This is a genomic window from Agrobacterium sp. Azo12, assembly GCF_029193765.2.
Taxonomy (GTDB): domain Bacteria; phylum Pseudomonadota; class Alphaproteobacteria; order Rhizobiales; family Rhizobiaceae; genus Agrobacterium.
On the sequence record NZ_JARFYO020000001.1, the window covers coordinates 1,574,639 to 1,594,569 of the forward strand.

20 protein-coding genes are annotated in these 19,931 nt (G+C 55.9%); 7 read left to right on the forward strand and 13 right to left on the reverse strand.

Annotated elements, in window-relative coordinates; genetic code table 11:
- Positions 1-132: 132 nt before the first annotated feature.
- Both PYL13_RS07380 and PYL13_RS07385 read right to left on the reverse strand, forming a co-directional pair.
- Positions 133-1,275, reverse strand: coding sequence for a glycosyltransferase family 4 protein (locus PYL13_RS07380; protein WP_275640898.1), 1,143 nt, complete (start codon positions 1,273-1,275; stop codon positions 133-135).
- 17 nt (positions 1,276-1,292) lie between these two features.
- Positions 1,293-1,865, reverse strand: a complete 573-nt coding sequence (locus tag PYL13_RS07385; RefSeq protein WP_259145289.1) for a polysaccharide biosynthesis/export family protein — start codon at positions 1,863-1,865, stop codon at positions 1,293-1,295.
- A gap of 238 nt (positions 1,866-2,103) precedes the next feature.
- On the opposite strand from PYL13_RS07385, the gene PYL13_RS07390 reads away from it, so the two are divergent.
- Positions 2,104-4,341, forward strand: a complete 2,238-nt coding sequence (locus PYL13_RS07390; RefSeq protein WP_275640899.1) for a GumC family protein — start codon at positions 2,104-2,106, stop codon at positions 4,339-4,341.
- 16 nt (positions 4,342-4,357) lie between these two features.
- Here the strand turns inward: PYL13_RS07390 and PYL13_RS07395 are convergent, their stop codons facing one another.
- Both PYL13_RS07395 and PYL13_RS07400 read right to left on the reverse strand, forming a co-directional pair.
- On the reverse strand, positions 4,358-5,587 hold the full coding sequence (locus PYL13_RS07395) for a GNAT family N-acetyltransferase (RefSeq protein WP_275640900.1): 1,230 nt from the start codon (positions 5,585-5,587) through the stop codon (positions 4,358-4,360).
- 103 nt (positions 5,588-5,690) lie between these two features.
- Positions 5,691-5,903, reverse strand: coding sequence for a DUF2842 domain-containing protein (locus tag PYL13_RS07400; RefSeq protein ID WP_192487529.1), 213 nt, complete (start codon positions 5,901-5,903; stop codon positions 5,691-5,693).
- A 223-nt stretch (positions 5,904-6,126) separates the two neighbouring features.
- On the opposite strand from PYL13_RS07400, the gene PYL13_RS07405 reads away from it, so the two are divergent.
- A complete protein-coding gene (locus tag PYL13_RS07405) occupies positions 6,127-7,245 on the forward strand; it encodes a COX15/CtaA family protein (RefSeq protein ID WP_275640901.1) in 1,119 nt (372 codons plus the stop codon).
- Positions 7,246-7,251: 6 nt separating this feature from the next.
- On the opposite strand, the gene PYL13_RS07410 is transcribed toward PYL13_RS07405, so the two are convergent.
- From PYL13_RS07410 to PYL13_RS07440, 7 genes are all read right to left on the reverse strand, one after another.
- Positions 7,252-8,112 carry an aminoglycoside phosphotransferase family protein gene (locus PYL13_RS07410; protein WP_275640902.1) on the reverse strand — a complete coding sequence of 287 codons (861 nt, stop codon included), beginning with the start codon at positions 8,110-8,112 and terminating at the stop codon, positions 7,252-7,254.
- Positions 8,109-9,041, reverse strand: coding sequence for an N-acetyl-gamma-glutamyl-phosphate reductase (argC, locus tag PYL13_RS07415; RefSeq protein WP_192487532.1), 933 nt, complete (start codon positions 9,039-9,041; stop codon positions 8,109-8,111). The genes PYL13_RS07410 and argC overlap by 4 nt, the downstream gene beginning before the upstream one ends.
- Before the next feature lie 73 nt (positions 9,042-9,114).
- Complete coding sequence (gene speB / locus PYL13_RS07420; protein ID WP_275640903.1) at positions 9,115-10,068, reverse strand: agmatinase; 954 nt, start codon at positions 10,066-10,068, stop codon at positions 9,115-9,117.
- A gap of 247 nt (positions 10,069-10,315) precedes the next feature.
- Complete coding sequence (gene rpsI / locus PYL13_RS07425) at positions 10,316-10,783, reverse strand: 30S ribosomal protein S9 (protein ID WP_192487534.1); 468 nt, start codon at positions 10,781-10,783, stop codon at positions 10,316-10,318.
- A 2-nt stretch (positions 10,784-10,785) separates the two neighbouring features.
- Positions 10,786-11,250 (reverse strand): 50S ribosomal protein L13, encoded by a 465-nt coding sequence (gene rplM / locus PYL13_RS07430; RefSeq protein WP_192487535.1) that lies wholly within the window; start codon positions 11,248-11,250, stop codon positions 10,786-10,788.
- A 228-nt stretch (positions 11,251-11,478) separates the two neighbouring features.
- Positions 11,479-12,315, reverse strand: a complete 837-nt coding sequence (locus tag PYL13_RS07435; protein ID WP_259145266.1) for a DMT family transporter — start codon at positions 12,313-12,315, stop codon at positions 11,479-11,481.
- 556 nt (positions 12,316-12,871) lie between these two features.
- Positions 12,872-13,204 (reverse strand): hypothetical protein, encoded by a 333-nt coding sequence (locus PYL13_RS07440; RefSeq protein WP_250982811.1) that lies wholly within the window; start codon positions 13,202-13,204, stop codon positions 12,872-12,874.
- Between the two features lie 99 nt (positions 13,205-13,303).
- On the opposite strand from PYL13_RS07440, the gene PYL13_RS07445 reads away from it, so the two are divergent.
- The 4 genes from PYL13_RS07445 to PYL13_RS07460 all read left to right on the forward strand — a co-directional run bounded on the left by PYL13_RS07445 (position 13,304) and on the right by PYL13_RS07460 (position 15,775).
- On the forward strand, positions 13,304-13,741 hold the full coding sequence (locus PYL13_RS07445) for a CoA-binding protein (protein WP_250982810.1): 438 nt from the start codon (positions 13,304-13,306) through the stop codon (positions 13,739-13,741).
- A gap of 85 nt (positions 13,742-13,826) precedes the next feature.
- Complete coding sequence (locus tag PYL13_RS07450) at positions 13,827-15,110, forward strand: O-acetylhomoserine aminocarboxypropyltransferase (protein WP_275640904.1); 1,284 nt, start codon at positions 13,827-13,829, stop codon at positions 15,108-15,110.
- Positions 15,111-15,145: 35 nt separating this feature from the next.
- Entirely contained in the window at positions 15,146-15,502 is a 357-nt protein-coding gene (locus PYL13_RS07455; protein ID WP_259145262.1) for a cupin domain-containing protein, read from the forward strand.
- Positions 15,503-15,535: 33 nt separating this feature from the next.
- Positions 15,536-15,775, forward strand: a complete 240-nt coding sequence (locus tag PYL13_RS07460) for a hypothetical protein (RefSeq protein ID WP_192487542.1) — start codon at positions 15,536-15,538, stop codon at positions 15,773-15,775.
- 94 nt (positions 15,776-15,869) lie between these two features.
- On the opposite strand, the gene PYL13_RS07465 is transcribed toward PYL13_RS07460, so the two are convergent.
- Positions 15,870-17,117 carry a cytochrome P450 gene (locus tag PYL13_RS07465; protein ID WP_275640905.1) on the reverse strand — a complete coding sequence of 416 codons (1,248 nt, stop codon included), beginning with the start codon at positions 17,115-17,117 and terminating at the stop codon, positions 15,870-15,872.
- Between the two features lie 80 nt (positions 17,118-17,197).
- Positions 17,198-18,445 (reverse strand): GGDEF domain-containing protein, encoded by a 1,248-nt coding sequence (locus PYL13_RS07470; RefSeq protein ID WP_275640906.1) that lies wholly within the window; start codon positions 18,443-18,445, stop codon positions 17,198-17,200.
- A gap of 694 nt (positions 18,446-19,139) precedes the next feature.
- On the opposite strand from PYL13_RS07470, the gene clpP reads away from it, so the two are divergent.
- Complete coding sequence (gene clpP / locus PYL13_RS07475) at positions 19,140-19,769, forward strand: ATP-dependent Clp endopeptidase proteolytic subunit ClpP (protein WP_192487546.1); 630 nt, start codon at positions 19,140-19,142, stop codon at positions 19,767-19,769.
- Positions 19,770-19,931 lie beyond the last annotated feature (162 nt).

Consider the following 19,931-nt stretch of genomic DNA (forward strand, 5'->3'; position numbering starts at 1 on the left):
CGCATTCCGTTTTGCATTTTGGCGCAACCATAGCGGCAACATGCTAAGAAACGTTTATGGCGACAACCAAGTCTTTAGACAGTCGTACCGTGCTGATACGACCTGCAAACGGATGGTTAGTCTTGCATCCTGTCAGGTGCGGGGCAGTAATTCCCGATAAAGGGCAAGAATTTGTCCGGCCATTACGGGTGTGGAAAACCGCTGCCGGAATTCGGTTGTATCAGGCAAGGCTTGCTGTCGCCACTCAGGGACTTGCAAGCTGCGAACCATGGTCTGCGCCAGGCTTGTTGCATCGCCAGCCGTGACCAGCGCCGGGCTCTGTTCGCCCATGATCTCGGAAATGCCACCAACCCGTGAGGCAATCACCGGTTTGCCGGCCGCCAGTGCTTCCAGAATGATGTAGGGCAGGGATTCTGCCCGTGAGGGGACAACGACCGTATCCGCCAACGCAAATGCCGTGCGGGCCGGCATGGATGGATGCATGACGAGCCGGTCCGACAAGCCGGCCGCCGCAATCGCGTCGCGGTACTTGTCACGCTCCGGGCCATCGCCAACGATCACGCCTGTCAGGGTTTGCCCGGACAGTTTTTCCGCTTGGGTAAAGGCATCAATGAACACGTCGGGACCTTTGAGGTCGCGCAACATGCCGATGTAGAGAAAATGGCTGGCATTTGCATTGAGCGGAACCGGCGCAAATTCGCTTTCCTGCACGCCATTATAGATCATCCGCGCTTGCGTGTGCGGTTTGCCGACCTTTTGTGTATAGGCGCTCTGCTCGTAATGGCAGACGAAACACAGCGCATCGGTAAACCGCTCTAAAAGGCGCTCCACATTAAAGAACACCTGACCGCGCAGGGATTTGCGGTCATAGTGCAGGCTGCCCCCATGGGGCGAATAGAGGCGGGCTACGCGATACCTGTTCACCCGCAGAGCTGAGCCGATGAGACGGGCGAGAACGCCGCCTTTGGCGCTATGGCCATGGATTACATCTGGCTGCAAACTTTTGATATGTTGATAGGCTTTCCAAAGAGCGCCCAGGTCGGATGGGCCGACCGAACGTCCGATGGGCAAACGGATAAGCCCCAGCGACAGCATGGGCTTGATCTGTTCAAACAGTTTTTCCTCGTGCTCACCACCGGTTGAACTGTCGCACAGAATGCCAACCTCATGTCCCAGCTTTACATGCTCTTCCACAAGGTCACGAACGTGGCGGAATACACCACCGACCGGTGAGCGAAAACAATGCAGAATGCGGAGAGGTTTTTCTGTGGTCATGTTACCGTTACTGGCAATCAGAAGAAGCGTTCACGGACATACACAGTGTCACCAGCGAGGATTGGTCCCGAGATATTGATGCGACCCGTCACGATCTCCCCGTTGATCTTGCGGGTTACATCCACGTCGCGCTGGTTGGCGCGGGTGGAGAAACCGCCGGCAATAGCGATAGCATTTTGCACTGTCATACCAGGCACATAGGAATATTGCCCCGGACGACCGACTTCACCCATAATGAAGATTGCCCGGTAACGGTCGATTTCGATCGTCACATCCGGGTCACGCAGATAGCCCTGTCGCAGTTTCTGGGCGATGGCCCCTTCAAGCTGTGGCAATGTCTGACCACGGGCAGGGACCGGGCCAATAAGAGGGAAGGCGATGTAACCAGCCTGATCTACCGTATAGCTGTTGCTCAGACCGGTCTGCTCGAAAACGGTAATCCGCAGTCTGTCGCCGCTATCCAGCCGGTAGGGTTGGATGGTCGCTTCGTGAAAGGCTTTCGGAGCGGGCTGGTAAGCCGAACAGCCGGACAGTGCCGCAGCAAAGGCGGTCACAACGATTATGGCGGTACGGTTCAGGGCGCAGGACATTCGCGCTTGGGCTCCACAAAGCGGCAATTGCAGATGTTATCGATCTGTTAGGGTTAACGCCGAGTAAATGACGCGAAAAAAGTATGAAACAGCGCCTTTAAGATCGCGAAAGGCGGTTAACGGTTGGGTTACCATAAAGTCCTAAAATTACGGCAACAGGAATGTAATGGACGGGCGCGCGCGTCGTGCAGCCGTTTCGTCCAGCCTGCCCTTGAGGGGTCACGATGCAGGAGTTCGCATGTCAGCGACAGGTCGTAATGATAAAGACGTGGATATCGACCTGGCGCGGCTGGTGCTTGCCATCTGGGAGAGGCGGGGAAAAATTGCAGCCGTGACATTGATCGCTGGCGGCGTGGCTTTTGCCGCGTCCAGCGTCATGTCGCCGGTCTATCGCAGCGAGGCCCGTGTCCTCATCGAAACCCGTGCAGCATCATTCGGCAATGCCGACCCGAACGGTACTGGCTCCCAGCAGGTGCTGGACGATCTGAATATCTCCAGCCAGACGCAGCTGCTGCAATCGGTCGACCTGATCAAGCAGGTTGCTCGCAACATGAAGCTTTACGAGCTGCCTGAATTCGACCCCGGTGCCAGCCCGTCAATGGTGTCGCGCCTGCTGGTCATGATCGGCATGAAAAAGAACCCGCTGGAAGTGGCCCCGGAAGAACGGGTCATTTCCGCTTTCCGGGAAAAGCTGCAGGTTTATCGCGCTGAGACGTCGCGCGTTATCGCCGTGGAGTTTTCCTCCAAGGACCCGGTGCTGGCCGCTGCCATTCCCAACGAAATTCTCAAAGTCTACCAATCGCTGCAGACCGACGCCAAACTCGATGCAAATTCCGAGGCCGCACGCTGGCTTGAGCCGGAAATTGCCAGCCTGCGCGAAAAGGTACGCGAAGCCGACAAGAAGGTGGCGGATTACCGTGCCTCTTCCGATTTGCTGACCGTCGGTGAAAACACCACCTTTGCAACACGTCAGCTCGGTGACATATCGACCGAACTGGCACGTGTTCGCGGCGAAAAGGCCAATGCCGAAGCGCGTGCTGAAAATGTGCGCAATGCGCTGTCCTCCGGCCGCCCGACCGACACGCTGCCTGACATTATCGGTTCGCAGATGATCCAGCGTCTCAAGGAAACCGAATCCGGTATCCAGTCGCAGATCTCCGATCTATCGACCACCATGCTCGACGGTCATCCGCGCATCAAGGCACTGCGCGCGCAGCTTGGCGGCATCCGCAGCCAGATTGAAACCGAAACCCGCAAGGTCTTGGCAAGTCTGGAAAATGAAGCGAATGTATCCCGCCTGCGGGAGCGCCAACTGGTGCAGCAGCTCAATACGCTGAAGGCAGACGGTGCACGTGCTGGTGAAGATTCTGTTGGCCTCAATGACCTCGAGCGTGATGCGACGGCACAACGCCAGTTGCTGGAAACATATCTGGCCCGTTACCGTGAGGCGACCTCGCGTACTACCAGCACAGATTCCAGCCCGGCTGATGCCCGCGTCATCTCTGCTGCCATCGAGCCGCGCGAACCGTATTTCCCCAAGGTTGGACCGATTGTCATCGTTGTCTCGCTCGTTGCCTTGCTGTTGTCCTGCGTTGTCGTGATGTTGATCGAGTTGTTCACCGGACGTGCCTTGCGGCCGGTCGGTGCATCCAGGCAAGAAGAACTGGAAACGGAGGCCACCGTCGTTGAGGCAGTTGCCGTGCCGGTCGCTGTCGTAGAGGTACCTGCCGACCGCATGCAGGTGGCAAGTGATGAGGCGCTTACTGCAGAAATGGAAGAAACACTCGACCTGACCGAGACGCCTGAAACGCCCGAAGTGGTTGAGGCGAACGAGGTGGATAATGACGCGGCCGAGGAGGCTGAGCAGTCTGGTCTTGAAACATTCTCCATCGAAATGGTCGCAGAATATCTCGCCATGAAGGGCGTCGGCCCGGTTGCAACCGTCGTGTCGCCAGCTGGCGATGCCGGCTCCACCGCAACCGTCATGCTGGCGCGCGCCATGTCGGAAAGCGGCAGAACCGTCGTGCTGGTCGACATGACGGCGTCGGCTTGTCCGACCCGCCTGATGGCACCGTCCTCCAATCTGCCTGGCATTACCGATCTGCTGGCCGGTGAAGTCAATTTTGCCGAGACCATTCACAATGACCGCCTGTCTAGCGCCCATATAGTGCCGCAGGGCAAGACGCCAGCGCATGAGGCCATGCGGGTCATCGACCGTCTGACAATGGTGGTAAGCGCTTTGGCTGACGTATACGACACGGTACTGATCGAATGCGGTGCGGTTGATGTGGTGCGGGCGGCTGGAATTCTGAAAAACCTCTCGACCGACATAATCGTTTCGGCGCCACAGCCGGACGAGGAAAGCCTGACGGGTGTCATGCAGACCTTGGCTGATGATGGCCATTCCCGCGTGCTGATCATGTCCGGCATGAGCAGCCAGCGCCATCCGCGGGATAGCAGCCGTACGGCGGCGTAATGGCCACCGTCTGGCCTCAGTCGCTTTCTGGTTTTGCGGTGTCCTTCTTGGCCCGCAGGGACTGGATGAAACCGTACAGTTTGGGATGTGCCTTGATAAAGCTTTTGAGCGAGGCAAGCGCGCGGTAGCCAATGGCCGGCAGATACCCCCGCACAGATAGGGCACGGAAGATGTCATGTTGCACGGTTTCGACCGTGCACCAGCTTCTTTTGTAGAGCTGGTCGCCAATGCCGAAGTCGAAAATGGTAGCACCCTCGGCACAACTTTTTTCGATCATCAGCCAGAACAACAATTCGCCGGGACTGGCATCGGCTGCCAAATGTTGGTGGATCGAGCCAAACTGGCAGATCACATGATCGCCCTTGCGCGACAAACCAGCCACCGCCACCACTGCGTTATTGGAACCGGGCAGGCGAATGGCATGGAGTTCCAGCGGCACATTCTCAAGGTGATAGGGCCCGTCGACAAGGCCGTGGAAAAAGCTCTTGATCGCCTTGTCCTGGAAGACGTCAGGAATTTTCTGTGCCGAAAAACGTTCTGCCTTTTGCTGAAAAAACGTGTCGAGCAGGGCATGTTGTTCCTGACGATCGCGCGTCAGGTAATAGTCGTAACCGCCAATCTCGTTTAGACGTTTGGTCTGCACGCGGTACTTTTTGCGACGGCGCTTGGCATTGACTTGGGCCAGCGTATCTTCAAAACGCGGCAAAAGCGGCAGCTGAAATGACCGGTTCTGGTTTTCGCTGGTCGCCAGCGCGCAGAGCGGGTGCCGCCGTCCACGCCAGGTAAGCGGAATATTCTGCAAGGCCAACACATCGACGCGGTTGGATAAGTGGCGGCGTATTTCGCTCAGGATGAGCTGTGCATCTTCAGGCTTGGCTGTCTGCGCATAAGCATCGTCGAACAGTCCGGTATTGATATTGTTGAAATTGCCACCCGGGAAACGCGCCACACGAAATGGGCCCTTGCTGCGAATTTCAAGCGGGATGAGAAACACCGTCTGGCCGGACACTTGACCACGAATGACCACAATCGGCGTGCCCATGGCCTTGGACCATGCCGCGCACCACCAGTAACTCTGGTGGACGGAGTTGAGTGGGGAGTTCTCCAGACGCTGCCAGTCTGCCTCGACCGCCGCCATGTCGGTGACAACATCGACCGACAGCGGACCGGAAACCGCGTGCACAATGGCATTTTCAAAAGCCTTCTGGCTTTCTGCTTCCGGCAGGTCTGGCTGTATTGCTCTCATCAACAACTCCGCAACATCTGCCGCAAAATAGCAGCAAGCCGTGCAACAAAGAGTTTATCGGCCAAGATGCGAGCTGAAACTTGTAAGTGCAGTTAGCACAAGGTTACTGGCCGGGTTTGCGGCCCGCCATCCACTTTATCAGCGCCATGGCCGGCAATACCCACAACAGGCCAGTGCCGATGAAATAGAGCAAATGAACCCACCAGGGCGATTCCGCCAGATTGGCCGCTGCATAGGACGTCGCCAGAATGGCATAGACAATCACCATGATGATGATGACGATGGTGCCGATGAACGAACGCAGACGAGTGGGCATGAGTTTCTCATTGTGTTGACGTGTTTGTGGGTCCGCGACGGCTTGCCGCAAACATGCAGGGCTTGTTTTGCCTTAACGGTTGGGGCAAATCAACGTCATAGCTTTCTGCAGGACCATGAAAATGACATGTCCTGCCTTATGAAACTGTCCTGCCTTGGCCTGATACAGGTCAAGGGTACCGGCCTTCTTTGACGGGGTGAGCAACCCCTGTGGAGTTGACAATATGAGCCTGAATACCGCAGCATTGGCTGGGAACCCTTCTGAGGCTGCAATAGAGCAGACACTTGTAAAGCAGGATCGTAATCGCCGCGTGCTGCGCATCTGGCTTGGTTTTGTTATTTTTACCCTGTTTTGCCTTGTGCTGGTGGGTGGCGCAACGCGCCTGACGGAATCTGGCCTTTCGATTACCGAATGGAAACCGATCCACGGTGCCATCCCGCCGCTGTCCGTGGAAGAGTGGCAGGAAGAATTCGATCTCTACAAGCGCATTCCGCAATACCAGGAAGTCAACAAGGGCATGAGCCTTGATGAGTTCAAAACAATTTTCTGGTGGGAATGGGCGCACCGCCTGCTGGCGCGTGGCATCGGTATCATCTTTGCACTGCCACTGGCGTTTTTCTGGATCACCGGCCGCGTGGAAAAGCGTATCCGTCTGCCGCTGGTCGGCCTTTTGGCGCTGGGCGGCTTTCAGGGTTTCATCGGCTGGTGGATGGTATCATCCGGCCTCGTCAACCGCACTGACGTGTCGCAGTACCGCCTTGCCACCCACCTGACCATCGCCTGTCTGATCTTTGCGGGATGTATGTGGATCATGCGTGGTCTTTCACACCACTCGCCGGATGCGGTGGGTGAAAGAAAGGGTCGCACCTTTGCAGCCGTGCTCTTCTGCCTCTCTCTGTTCCAGATCTATCTCGGTGCACTGGTGGCCGGGCTCAATGCCGGTCTGTCCTACAATACCTGGCCATTGATGGATGGTTCGGTCATCCCGGGTGATCTTTTCGTTCAGCAGCCCTGGTGGATCAATCTGTTTGAAAACCCCAAGACCGTGCAGTTCATCCACCGTCTGGGCGCCTATACGCTGTTTGCAGCAGCACTTTGGAACATGGTCAGGCTGTGCCGTGACATCCCGGGATCGCCGCATGCCCGGCGCTCCGTGCTGCTGTTCGTGCTGATCCTGATCCAGGCGATGCTCGGCATCATCACGCTGCTGATGCATGTCGATATCCATGTCGCGCTGGCCCATCAGGGCATGGCATTGGTTGTTCTTGGATTTGCCACCGCCCACTGGCGCGGGTTTATCGGCGAATATTCCGCGCCGGTAGCCGTCGAGGTGCGTGACTGATAACGCTTAAAGCAGGGTGCGCGCGATCTGAAGGAATGCCAGACGTTCGCGCGCATTCTCACTGGCATCAAATAAGGTGCCATCTTCCACAGACCAGCAGATCGACAATCCTGCATGCGCAATGGCGTAGCGCAGGATTTTTTCTTCCCCACATCCCAACATCTGTGAAAACAGTGTGGTCAGCGCCTTGATGCGCGCCGGCTTGATAATATCGGGCAGGGCATTCAGCGGATTGCCGAAGATGTTTGCCACATCATAGGCGGCGTCACCAATCAGCCCCTGCGGGTCAATTGCCAGCCAGCCGCGTGTGCCGCCGGACACGATGTTGTCGTGGTGCAAATCGCCATGCAGGGGTTTGATGTTGTCCTGTGTACCGAGAAGCTGCAATGCCAGTTGTCGGGCAAAGCCAAGCGGCTCACGCAACATTGTGTCATAGCCGTCGAGTGACCGGTCAAACAGTGCTGCAAAATGCCAGTCGAGCGGCGTAAGGTTCTCAAGCGTCGCGGGTGAGGGCGCGTGCAGCCTGCCCAGTACATCGGTTATGATCCGATTGCAGGCGGCCTCACCATGTTCAAGACGGTACTGCCGTAGTGTCAGGTCTCCCGCATCTTCCAGCAGGCAACTCATGCCATGGCTATCGATCAGCCTGATGGCGCCGTTGCCGTCCCGCCAGCGCAGGAAGGCCATGCCCGGTAACTCTCCGATGCCGCGCGGCTTGAGTTCCTTCAGTACTGCTTTCTCACCACTGTCAAGCGTCACGCGGTAAACCAAGCTGCTCGGTGTATCGGCAAGAAGAAAGGCGGAGGCTATGCTCCACCGCCTTTTGATGTCTTCTGAAATAACAGGTGAGGTTTTGCCTTCGGTCATGCCGAGAGCATCAGTTCCATGTTCTGCACAGCAGCACCGGATGCGCCCTTGCCGAGATTGTCCAGCAGCGCCACGAGGTTGATGTGCTCGCCGCCTTCGGTGCCGAACACGAACAGCTTCATGGTGTCCTTGCCGGCAAGTTCCTCTGCGTCGATGCGTGACAGGCCCTTGCTTTCGTCCAGCGATACGACTGAGACGATGTCCTGACCGGCATAATGCGCAACCAGCGCATCATGAATGGTCTTGATCGTCGTGCCGTCCTTGAGGTCGGCAGCAAACAGCGGCACCTGTACGATCATGCCCTGTGCGAAGCGGCCGACCGATGGCGAAAACAGCGGAGAGCGATCGAGCAGACCATGGGTCTTCATTTCCGGAACGTGCTTGTGCTTCAGCGGCAGGCCGTAGAGGAAGTTGTTGGCGGTAATCGCATCGTCGCGGCTCAGATCTTCCATCTGGGCAATCATCTGCTTGCCGCCACCGGTGTAACCCGAGACAGCATTGACCGAGACGGGGTAGCCGTCCGGCAGCAGACCTGCTGCGCGCAACGGGCGGATGAGGCCGATGGCACCCGTTGGGTAGCAGCCGGGGTTGGCGACGAAACGTGCAGAGCGGATCTTGTCGCCTTGTGCATTGTCCATCTCGGCAAAGCCATAGGCCCAATCAGGCGCGATGCGGTATGCTGTCGATGTGTCGATAATGCGCACATTGTTGTTGCCCGCGACCATCGATACGGCCTCTCTCGAAGCCTCATCGGGCAGGCACAGAATGGCGACATCGGCATTGTTCAGCATGTCTTCGCGCATGGCGGCATTGCGCCGTTCCGCTTCGGGAATCGACAGCAGTTCGATATCGCGGCGGTCGGCCAGGCGTGTGCGGATCTGCAAGCCCGTTGTGCCGTGTTCGCCATCGATGAAGATTTTCGCTGTCATGCCCTTATCCTAGCTTTTTCAGTGGGTTACTGCAATTGGCGGAATCAGAGTGCCAATCGCTTGAATCAATTCCTCAGCGCGCCTTGGCAAGCCGTTCGGCGCGCAGGCCAAGCATATACATCGCAACTGTGGCACCGGCAATGGCGGTAATGTCTGCATGGTCATAGGCGGGCGCCACCTCCACCACATCAGAGCCTCTTATGTCCAGCTGGCCAAGCCCGCGCAGGATCGAGAGTATCTTGGAGCTGGTTGGCCCACCGGCAACCGGTGTGCCGGTACCGGGTGCGAAGGCCGGGTCAAGGCAGTCGATATCGAAGGTCAGATACACGGGCTGCCCGGCAGTGCGGTTGACGATCAGCGACGAGATATCACCCGCCCGCATGTCTTCGACGTCGTGCCCGTAGATAATCTTGATGCCAAAGTCATCGGGTGCGTGGGTGCGAATACCGATCTGGATAGAGCGGTCAGGATCGATCAATCCATCACGCACGGCACGCGCCACGAAGGAGCCGTGGTCAATCCGTTTGCCGTCATCGAACCACGTGTCCTGATGGGCGTCGAACTGAACCAGCGCCAACGACCCGTGCTTGGCAACATGCGCCTTCAGAAGCGGCCAGGTAATGAAGTGATCGCCACCCAGCGTCAGCAGGTAGTCTGAGCGGGACAGGATCTTGCGTGCTTCTTTTTCGATCTTGGCAGGGGTCTGCCAGTGGTTGCCGTAATCCAGCAGGCAATCACCATAATCAATGGTCGGCATGCCCTCGAATAGGTCACGATGAAACGGATATTGCGGGTCGTTGTCGAAAATGGCTGAGGCGCGGCGAATGGCCTGTGGTCCGAAGCGTGCGCCGGGTCTGTTGGAGGTCGCCGCATCAAACGGAATGCCCCAGACAACAGTCGATGCGCCGTTTAGATTTTTGGTGAACTTTCGCCGCATGAAGGAAAGCGTGCCCGCATGGGTCGGGTCTGTTGCTGCTGAGGTGAGGGAAGAAGCCGTGAATGCGTGGTCGATGGTTTTTCCCGGCATGCGTCAGTCTCCGTTTTATCGAATCCGTAAGCCTGTTCTATGTGCGCGATGTGTATGTCCAGTGATGGCATTCGCTTTGTCAGCGACATCGCTGTGCGGCAAGATGCTCGACATTGTGCTTTCATGCAACAACACTTTCCCGACGTGAAGGGCGGCCAGCGTTGCGCCTTCATGGAAACGAAAAAGCGGAAACGAAAAAAGGCGGAACCGAAGTCCCGCCTTTTCGAAGTCTGTATTCCGGAAGCGATTAACGCTTGGAGAACTGGAACGAACGGCGAGCCTTGGCCTTACCGTACTTCTTACGTTCAACAACGCGGCTGTCGCGAGTCAGGAAGCCACCCTTCTTCAGAACAGAGCGCAGGCCCGGTTCGAAGTAGGTGAGTGCCTTGGAGATACCGTGACGAACGGCACCGGCCTGACCGGAGAGACCACCACCAGCAACAGTTGCGATAACATCGAACTGGCCTGTGCGTGCTACAGCAACAACTGGCTGCTGCAGGATCATCTGCAGAACCGGACGTGCGAAGTACGCAGTGAAGTCGCGACCATTGATGATGATCTTGCCAGAGCCAGCCTTAACCCAAACGCGGGCTACGGCGTTCTTGCGCTTGCCGGTTGCGTAGGAGCGACCGAGAGTGTCAACCTTGCGGACATGTACAGGAGCCGAAGCTTCTGCTGCCGGAGCGAGGTCTTTCAGAGAGGAAAGATCGGCCATTATTAGGCGCTCCTTACGTTCTTGCTGTTGAGCTTGGCAACGTCGAGAACGACCGGCTGCTGTGCTTCATGTGGGTGGTTGGAACCAGCGTAAACGCGCAGGTTCTTCATCTGGCGACGGCCGAGCGGACCGCGCGGGATCATGCGTTCAACTGCCTTCTCGAGAACGCGCTCCGGGAAGCGGCCTTCGATGATCTGGCGAGCTGTACGCTCCTTGATGCCGCCTGGGTAGCCGGTGTGCCAGTAGTATTTCTTGTCGGAATACTTGTTGCCGGTGAAGACAGCCTTTTCCGCATTGATGATGATGACATTGTCGCCATCGTCAACGTGTGGTGTGTAGGTTGCCTTGTGCTTGCCGCGAAGACGGTTTGCAACAACGGTGGCGAGGCGACCAACAACGAGGCCTTCGGCGTCGATGATGATCCACTTCTTCTCCACCTCAGCGGGCTTCTGAACGAAAGTCGACATAGTACTAGTCTTTCTGTCTGGACCCATGGGCCATAAGGCTCTGGGCGTTTTTTGTTGCTTGGTTTTCTTGCGCCTGAACGCAAGGGTAGGCCGCATTTACATGAATGTGACTTGGGCGAGCTTATACGTGGGTGTGGAAAAACCGTCAAGGTTTCGAATTTGGATGCGGCCATAAAAACGCAAGTAAAATCAATGGTTTGTTTGTGTGGTATTTTAATACCTCACTTTTTAGCCCAGCCGCATCACCAAAACACCCGCTGCAATGACGGCACCGGCGACATAACGCCAGATACTGGCCTTCTCCTTGAGGATAAAAACCGAGATGACGATGGCAAACAGGATCGATGTTTCGCGCAGCGCCGCAACGATGGCAACCGGCGCCTTGGTCATGGCCCAGAGAGCAAGTCCATAGGACAGGATCGAGCCGCCACCGCCCAGAATGCCGCGCCACCAGTTGCCGCGCACATGGGTGATCACGGCACGGCCGCCGCGCATGTAAATGGCGTGGCTGAACAGCAGGACCGGCGGCAAGAGCGACATCCACAAGGTATAGGAAATGGCATTGCCTGCCTCACGGGCGCCAACGCCATCCACAAAGGTGTAGCTGGCGATGACAACGGCATTGAGCAGCGCAAAGATCGTCGCGGTGCGGCCGCCGTGGCGAGCCTCGAATGCCAGTGTCATGATGCCGGCGCAAATGACGAAAATTCCGGTGAGCGCCATGGGTGACAGATGTTCGCCAAGAATGAAGCTGCTGCTGGCGGCAACCAGCAACGGCGCCACGCCGCGCATCAGCGGATAGACCAGCCCGATATCACCGAGTGTGTAGGCAACGGCCACCAGGCGGAAATAGACGAACTGCAGAACCGCTGACGCCAGAATGAAGGGCAGCGCTGTGATGTTCGGCATCGGCAGGAAGGGCAGAAAGGGCAGGGCACAGCAGGCGCCGCCGGCCGCAATCAGTGCGGCATCCAGTGACTTGTCCTTGCCGGATTTGACCAGGGCATTCCAGCTTGCATGGAGCAGCGCTCCGAAGAGAACCAATAAAAGCACATCGATAGACAAGGCAATGATCCGCGAGCGAGGAAAACGGCAGGTTATGTCCAGTTCTATTCGCAGTGAAAGCGCAAGTGCAAGCGGTGTGATGCACGCTTTATTGGGGGTGAGAAAATGTCGTCGTCGGGCGACTTATCGAACGATGTTTTTGGCTGCATCGAAAAGCTGTATTGGTCGATTTTTCAATGTCAAATAATAGAATAATACAACTATTTGGCGATATGATTTACTGGTAATTTTTATGGGTTTTTTGCAGCATCGAGACGAGGAAAAGCTAGTTGTTCTGGGAATGTTGCAATTTGCGATATATCTGAAGTGCCGATACTTGCCATTCGTCACTAAATTACTGGTTCAGACGATAGTAGATTTGATCCTGCCAGGCGTTTTATTTCGTAAAGTTGGAATTTCTAATTAAACTATAAGTAGTCGCTAAAATGCCTATGAATAAAACATGAATTTATCAAATACAAAGAGTGAACATTTTTCGCGCGTAAAATTTATTTCGGCGCCTGCGAAACGGCGCCGCACCAACGTTGCGCCGAAAAACTGATGGAATTTTCCGTGGTCAGCAGTCTCTGCCAAACGAAAACGGGCTGCAACGATCATTGGTGCGCGGTTCACATTTGTACACCGGGCAGTTCTTTGCGTCGCGCGTTGGTACGCTGCTGTCAGCTGCGTATTCGCCGGTATCGCACTGACGGTCGCTTCGGACGTAGCGGTCATAAAGCGTCATGTTACGTACGCGCGTCGATGGGTAACGGAGAATGGCCGCGCCCTCACGGTCGATAGCACTCTGTACCGCCGCACAGCTCATGCCTGTTGTATTGTAGCGGGAAATGGCAGCGGCCGGAGAGGCTGCAAGCACGGCAAGCAGTACGGCGAATGTTGTCTTCAGCATGATCTGGTCCTTTTCTTTTTGTTGTTGGATCCCATATGCAAAAGTGCTTCGCATGTCGTAGCCCTTTGAAAAGATAGTCACCCATCCAGGAACCGGATCATGCAGCACGATACTTACGACAATGATTATATAGCAGAAATTCTCGGCTCGGTGAAGACAATTGCCCTGACTGGCGCCTCGCCAAACCCGGATCGTCCAAGCTACGGCGTCATGCGGTTTCTGCTGTCGAAGGGCTACCGGGTGTTTCCCGTTAATCCGGGGCAGGCGGGCAAGGAAATTCTCGGCCAGAAGGTCTATGCGCACTTGGCCGATATTCCGGAGCCCGTTGATATGGTGGATGTGTTCCGCGCCAAGGAGTACCTGTCGTCAGTCGTTGAAGAAACAATCCTGCTTTCGCCACGACCGAAGGTCATTTGGGGTCAGCTTTCCGTGCGTGACGATACAGCAGCCGCCAAGGCTGAAGCCTACGGTATCAAGATGGTTATGGACCGTTGCCCGGCAATTGAATATCCGCGCCTCAATATTACACAGGGTTGAGCGCGCAACAGGCTTATCATTTGCTGCCAAGGCGTTATGATCCTCCAAAGTCCAGTTCAAGGTCTGACATTTTGGAGGAAATACCATGTCCAGCAACAATCCCGGATTTGCGACGCTTGCAATTCACGCAGGCGCGCAGCCTGACCCGACCACGGGTGCCCGTAACACACCGATCTATCAGACGACGGCCTATGCCTTCCGGGATTCGGATCATGCTGCTGCATTGTTTGGCCTGAAAGAATTCGGCAACATCTACACCCGCATCATGAACCCGACTCAGGCGGTGCTGGAAGAGCGTGTTGCGGCCCTTGAGGGCGGCACGGCAGCACTGGCCGTTGCCTCCGGTCATGCTGCCCAAATGCTGGTGTTCCACACATTGATGCAGCCGGGCGATAATTTTGTAGCCGCACGCCAACTCTATGGCGGCTCCATCAACCAGTTCGGCCATGCCTTCCAGAATTTTGGCTGGCAGGTGCGTTGGGCCGATACGGCTGAACCGGAAACCTTCGAAAAACATATCGATGATCGCACCAAAGCGATCTTTATCGAAAGCCTTGCCAATCCCGGCGGCACCTTCGTGGACATTGCCGCCATTGCCGAGGTTGCGCGCAAGCATGGCCTGCCGCTGATCGTTGATAACACCATGGCCAGCCCATACCTTGTGCGACCGCTGGAACATGGCGCCGACGTGGTACTGCATTCGCTGACCAAGTTCCTCGGCGGCCACGGCAATTCCATGGGCGGTATCATTGTCGACGGCGGTACATTCGACTGGTCTGCGTCCGGCAAATACCCGATGTTGTCCGAACCGCGCCCGGAATATTCCGGCACGGTATTGCACGCCACCTTCGGCAATTTTGCCTTTGCCATTGCGTGCCGTGTACTTGGCTTGCGTGACCTTGGTCCGGCCATTTCGCCGTTTAACGCCTTCCTGATCCTGACCGGTATTGAAACCCTGCCGCTGCGCATGCAGCGCCATTCGGAAAACGCGCTCGCTGTTGCCAAATGGCTGAAAAAACACCCCAAGGTCGGCTGGGTCCATTATGCTGGACTTGAGGATAGCTCCAACCACGCCATCCAGCAGCATTATTCGCCAGCCGGTGCCGGTTCTGTCTTCACCTTCGGTCTGAAGGGCGGTTACGATGCCGGAAAGGGCTTTGTCGCCGGTCTGCAGCTGTTCTCACACCTTGCCAATATTGGTGACACCCGCTCGCTGGTCATTCACCCGGCCTCGACCACCCATGCCCAGTTGACGCCGGAACAGCAGGTTGCCGCCGGTGCCGGACCGGATGTTGTACGTCTGTCCATCGGCCTTGAAGACGTCAAGGACATCATCGCTGATCTGGAACAGGCGCTTTCAAAAGTATAACAGCTGCACAAACAGAACCCGGAGAACAGCATCTCATGGCATTGACCCTGTCATTCAACCTCGAAGAAAAACTGGCGAATATTGAGCCTGAATACGGCGCCCCGAAACCGGAGCGTCTGATCTCGGGAGACCCAAAATTCACCACATGGAATTTCGAAGAGGCTGATGGCGGGGTCTACGCAGGGATCTGGCAATCAACGCCTGGCAAGTGGCGCGTCGAATATGACGAGTGGGAATATTTCAGCATTCTCGAGGGCCATTCGGTGCTGACATCTGACGACGGTCAAAGCTTTGCATTGCGTGCTGGCGACCGGATGGTATTAAGGCCCGGCTTCAAAGGAAGCTGGGAAGTCCTTGAAACGACTCGCAAGGACTACGTGATCCGTCTTTGAAAAAGGACGGGCCGGAATGAATAGGGTAATGTAATGAGAATACTGAGAACGTTTCTGATCGTAGCGATCGTTTCCGTCGGTTTTATTGGTTTCCAGTGGTACAAATATGTAACCAACACGGACAGCCCCTATGATGAGGTAGGCATCGAGCTGAACAGCCGTATGCCGGGACCAATCAACAAATGGGGTTGTGACAAGCTTCACGAGACATTTGGCAATGTTCTCCCGCCGTATGGTTGCCAGGGTGGCAGCGATGGACGGCAGTGGATTTAACCGCCACAGCATCATATAGACAAAAGCGCCGTGTGTTTTCATCAAACACACGGCGTTTTCATTTTAATCGGCAGGTTTCAGGCGCGCCATCCAATCACCAGACAAGGTCCAGACGGTCCAGACCATGGAAATGGTAGACATCCTTGACCTCGGGTTTCCGGGCAATCTTCATGCCTGGAAGACGGGCAAACAGCAGCGGCAGCGCGATATTCAATTCAAGACGTGCCAGCGGCGCACCAATGCAGAAGTGAATGCCCGCACCGAAGGACAGGTTGGCACCCTCGGCACGGTCTGGCTTGAAGGTAAGGGGATCGGTGAATTTCTGCGGGTCGAGATTGGCCGCCGCCAGAATGAGGCTGACCTTGTCGCCGCGCTTGAATGCAACGCCGTCGATCTCCACCGGCTCAAGAACCCAACGCTGGAAGATATGCACGGGCGCACAGATGCGCAGCGTCTCTTCAACCGTGCGCTCGGTGGTCTTGTCGTCGGAAAATAACGTATCCGGCGCAACGCCGCTTTCCAGGATTACCCGAACCGAATTGCCGATCTGGTGAACGGTGGCTTCATGGCCGGCATTCAGCAGAACGATGGTGGTCGACACCAGTTCATCATCCGTCAGGAACTGGCCTTTGTGCTCGGTGTGGATCATGTGGCTCATCAGATCATCGCGCGGATTTTCGCGACGATCCCTGATGATGCTGCGCACATAGTCAGCGAACTCCTTGGCCGCCTTGTCTGCCGCATGTTCATCTTCAGTGGTGCGTTTGAACATATACATGCCGACATAGGCATGGGACCATTCCAGCAGCTTCGGGCCCATCTCCTCGGGAATGCCGATCATCCGTGCAATCATCGTCACCGGAATGATATCTGCGAAAGAGGCGAGAAGCTCCGTCTTGCCGTCTTTTTCAAAACCGTCGATCAGTTTGTTGGCCAGCGCCTCGATTTCCGGCTTCATGATCTCGACATGGCGAGACACGAAAGCGCGGTTGATGAGGGTGCGCAGCCGCGTATGTTCCGGCGGTTCGATTTCCAGCAGCGAATGGCGCTCGGCCGCATCGAAATGTTTGACGTGCTCCTGCGGCTCGGCAAGGCCCAGTTCTTCGCGGCTGGCGACATGCAGGATCTGCCGTCCGAAACGGCGGTCGCGCAACAGCGCATTGACGTGGTCATAGCCGGTGAAAAACCACTGTTTCTGTTCCTCCCAATAAAAGGTGGGACAGTGTTTGTGCAGAGCCGCATAAACAGCATTCGGATTTCCGAAGAACTCCGGGTTGCGGGCATCAAGCGCGACATGGCGCGTAGCGGTGTCGATTTTCAGAAAATCAGGAATATCAGTCATGCAATCATATCTATTGGAATGGGTGCCGGGCTGGAAGATGTTTTCCAAACCGGAGATGAATAAGCGGTACGTTCCTGATCTTAGCGCTTGGCAATCGCGGTGATGCGGGCCAATGCCGCGACCTGACGGTCGGCATTGTTATCCATCGGATCTTCATCACGATCATTGGCGGCGATCACCACGTTGTTTTCACCGTTGAAGAATACGGTTCTGTTGCGGCCGGCCTTCTTGGCGGCGTACAGCGCCCGGTCGGCAATCGTCATCAGCGCGTGGAGATCCGGCGCGCCGCTATTGTCAGTCGCGATACCGACGCTGACAGTCATGGGAATGGTTTGCTTGCCATCGTCAAGCGGTGTGCGGGCAAGGTGCAGCCTGATGGTTTCGGCAACCATGATCGCCCGGTCGGGAAGAGCGGTTTCCAGAAGCAGCGCAAATTCTTCGCCACCCATGCGCACGAACATGCCTGTCTCGGAAATGATGGTTTCCGCCATACGTGAAAACCGCGTGAGCGCGATATCGCCGGACTGGTGACCGTAGCGGTCGTTGATCTTCTTGAAATGATCGATGTCGAAAAGGATGAGAGCCACGCTGTGGCCAGAACTGGCCGAGCGTTTTGCCAGTCTTTCGAATTCTTCTGTCAGGCCACGGCGATTGCGAGCGCCGGTCAGTTCATCGGTCGTTGCCAACAGGTGCAGGCGCTTTTCCGTTTCTTCAATATAGAGCATGGCGCTGAGCGTGATCACGGTAACAAAGAACAATGCACCGTAAATGGCGGTAATGGTCGTCAGCGGCACGACATTTCCGGTCGCCATATTATGCTTGATAACCACATAGGCGGTGATTGCTCCGCACAGGGCCTGAAATACCAGCAAACTGGCTAGGGTTTTGCGCGTCGGGCTGCGCTTGCCCTTGTAATTCAGAAGAACACTGGCCAGCATGAGGTAACCAAGGCCCGCGGCCGTATGATAAAGAACGATGCGATAGGCCATGCTGTCGCGTACAGGTGGGACAAACATGAATGCCACCCACAGCAATGCAGGGATCGCGACCCAGCCTTCGATCTTTTTGCCGCTGATTTTGAGCAGGCCCGCAAGCCAGCAGGCAAAGCCGAGCAGTGCGACTGTATTGCCCACCTGAATAGAGGCGAAATTCGGGATTTCCCCGCGCAGCATCACCAGGACGCAGCCAATCGTATTAAGCGCGAAGCCGGACGCGAACAGCAGGTATTGTGTTTTGGCGCGTTGTCGCAGCCACATGCCAAGCAGCAGAAAAGCCAGGGTGAGTGTTTCTGCGGCCCAGAGAAGCATTACTGTTTTGGCATCAAACACCGTACGATCCTAATCTGCGCGTTTGCGCGTTGTTTCACGCGCCATGATCCTCATGATCATGGAGGAAACGCTTGAAACTAACCTGATGGCACGAAGTTCTATTCCGGGAGGAAATGCGGGACGGGCCTGCGCGGAAGTATCAACACCAATTGCTAATGGTTCGTTGCCGGACCGGGGCAAAACTGGGGTGATCCAGAGGTTTATTTCTGACCTATGAAGCCCACCAAAGCGCAGGAGGCGGGTTGCACGACATGCAGGAGCTTGAACTCTTGAAACCTGCACCAGATATAAAGGCCAGGGTGGCGGACGATATTGGCTGCAGATGTGGAAAAACGAGTTCGAAATTTCGAAAAACCGTTACGACGATCATCTTTGCAGCAGATTTTATTCCCGTTATGAGAAAACTGTGCTGGCGTGGGCTTTGCTGAGACGATGTGACGGGTAATGGACTTGAGAATTCATCAATCATTCACCACATCCGGTTTTCGTCGTTGATGATCAAGCATCGTCAATGCGTGGCTATGGCGACTCATGCGAATGCTCATTAGAGCGCCAGTAAGAAATGCCCGCTATTAAGGATATCCGCCGCCTGTGTCTTGAAGTACGGGGCTTGGACACTCTATGTAGAGAATGAAGAAATAGATTTGATTCCGGTTCGCAGATCGTGCCGGGCAAGAGTTGATAAAGGACGGACATGAGAAATCCAGTTGATACCGCCATGGCTCTGGTGCCGATGGTCGTGGAACAGACCAATCGCGGCGAACGGTCCTATGACATCTACTCGCGTCTTCTCAAGGAACGCATCATTTTCCTGACTGGTCCGGTTGAAGATCATATGGCGTCGCTGGTTTGCGCCCAGTTGCTCTTCCTTGAGGCTGAAAACCCCAAGAAGGAAATTGCGCTTTACATCAATTCTCCGGGCGGTGTCGTGACCGCTGGCATGGCAATCTATGATACAATGCAGTTCATTCGCCCGGCTGTATCGACGCTCTGCGTTGGTCAGGCTGCGTCCATGGGTTCGCTGTTGCTGGCTGCCGGTGAGAAGGGCATGCGTTTTGCAACGCCAAACGCCCGTATCATGGTGCACCAGCCATCCGGCGGTTTCCAGGGCCAGGCATCCGACATCGAACGTCACGCCCGTGACATCATCAAGATGAAGCGCCGCCTGAATGAAGTTTACGTGAAGCACACTGGCCGCACGCTTGAAGAGGTTGAAAAAACCCTTGATCGCGACCACTTCATGGACTCGGAAGAGGCAAAGGATTGGGGCGTCATCGACCGCATCCTGACGTCGCGCGCCGAAATCGAAGGTGCGTCTGCTTAGTAACGCATGCGCGTTTTTGACAATGGTTTGAGACCCTCTGTGGAAATAGAGGGTTTAAACCGGGAAAGAAAACGCTAATAGTACATATTAAGGCTATGTTGAAAATTTATGACGTAGCGTTGATGCTTGAAGGGGATTTCGTTGCCTCCGGGGTTCGGATTG

Excerpts from the sequence above, each read along its gene's own strand:
- PYL13_RS07395 (WP_275640900.1), bottom strand. The coding sequence starts at position 5,587 with ATGAGAGCAATACAGCCAGACCTGCCGGAAGCAGAAAGCCAGAAGGCT.
- PYL13_RS07405 (WP_275640901.1), top strand. The coding sequence starts at position 6,127 with ATGAGCCTGAATACCGCAGCATTGGCTGGGAACCCTTCTGAGGCTGCA.
- PYL13_RS07450 (WP_275640904.1), top strand. The coding sequence starts at position 13,827 with ATGTCCAGCAACAATCCCGGATTTGCGACGCTTGCAATTCACGCAGGC.
- speB (WP_275640903.1), bottom strand. The coding sequence starts at position 10,068 with ATGCCGGGAAAAACCATCGACCACGCATTCACGGCTTCTTCCCTCACC.
- rplM (WP_192487535.1), bottom strand. The coding sequence starts at position 11,250 with ATGTCGACTTTCGTTCAGAAGCCCGCTGAGGTGGAGAAGAAGTGGATC.
- PYL13_RS07445 (WP_250982810.1), top strand. The coding sequence starts at position 13,304 with ATGCAGCACGATACTTACGACAATGATTATATAGCAGAAATTCTCGGC.
- PYL13_RS07385 (WP_259145289.1), bottom strand. The coding sequence starts at position 1,865 with ATGTCCTGCGCCCTGAACCGTACCGCCATAATCGTTGTGACCGCCTTT.
- PYL13_RS07460 (WP_192487542.1), top strand. The coding sequence starts at position 15,536 with ATGAGAATACTGAGAACGTTTCTGATCGTAGCGATCGTTTCCGTCGGT.
- PYL13_RS07410 (WP_275640902.1), bottom strand. The coding sequence starts at position 8,112 with ATGACCGAAGGCAAAACCTCACCTGTTATTTCAGAAGACATCAAAAGG.
- clpP (WP_192487546.1), top strand. The coding sequence starts at position 19,140 with ATGAGAAATCCAGTTGATACCGCCATGGCTCTGGTGCCGATGGTCGTG.
- rpsI (WP_192487534.1), bottom strand. The coding sequence starts at position 10,783 with ATGGCCGATCTTTCCTCTCTGAAAGACCTCGCTCCGGCAGCAGAAGCT.
- PYL13_RS07400 (WP_192487529.1), bottom strand. The coding sequence starts at position 5,903 with ATGCCCACTCGTCTGCGTTCGTTCATCGGCACCATCGTCATCATCATC.
- PYL13_RS07465 (WP_275640905.1), bottom strand. The coding sequence starts at position 17,117 with ATGACTGATATTCCTGATTTTCTGAAAATCGACACCGCTACGCGCCAT.
- PYL13_RS07390 (WP_275640899.1), top strand. The coding sequence starts at position 2,104 with ATGTCAGCGACAGGTCGTAATGATAAAGACGTGGATATCGACCTGGCG.
- PYL13_RS07380 (WP_275640898.1), bottom strand. The coding sequence starts at position 1,275 with ATGACCACAGAAAAACCTCTCCGCATTCTGCATTGTTTTCGCTCACCG.
- PYL13_RS07440 (WP_250982811.1), bottom strand. The coding sequence starts at position 13,204 with ATGCTGAAGACAACATTCGCCGTACTGCTTGCCGTGCTTGCAGCCTCT.
- PYL13_RS07455 (WP_259145262.1), top strand. The coding sequence starts at position 15,146 with ATGGCATTGACCCTGTCATTCAACCTCGAAGAAAAACTGGCGAATATT.
- argC (WP_192487532.1), bottom strand. The coding sequence starts at position 9,041 with ATGACAGCGAAAATCTTCATCGATGGCGAACACGGCACAACGGGCTTG.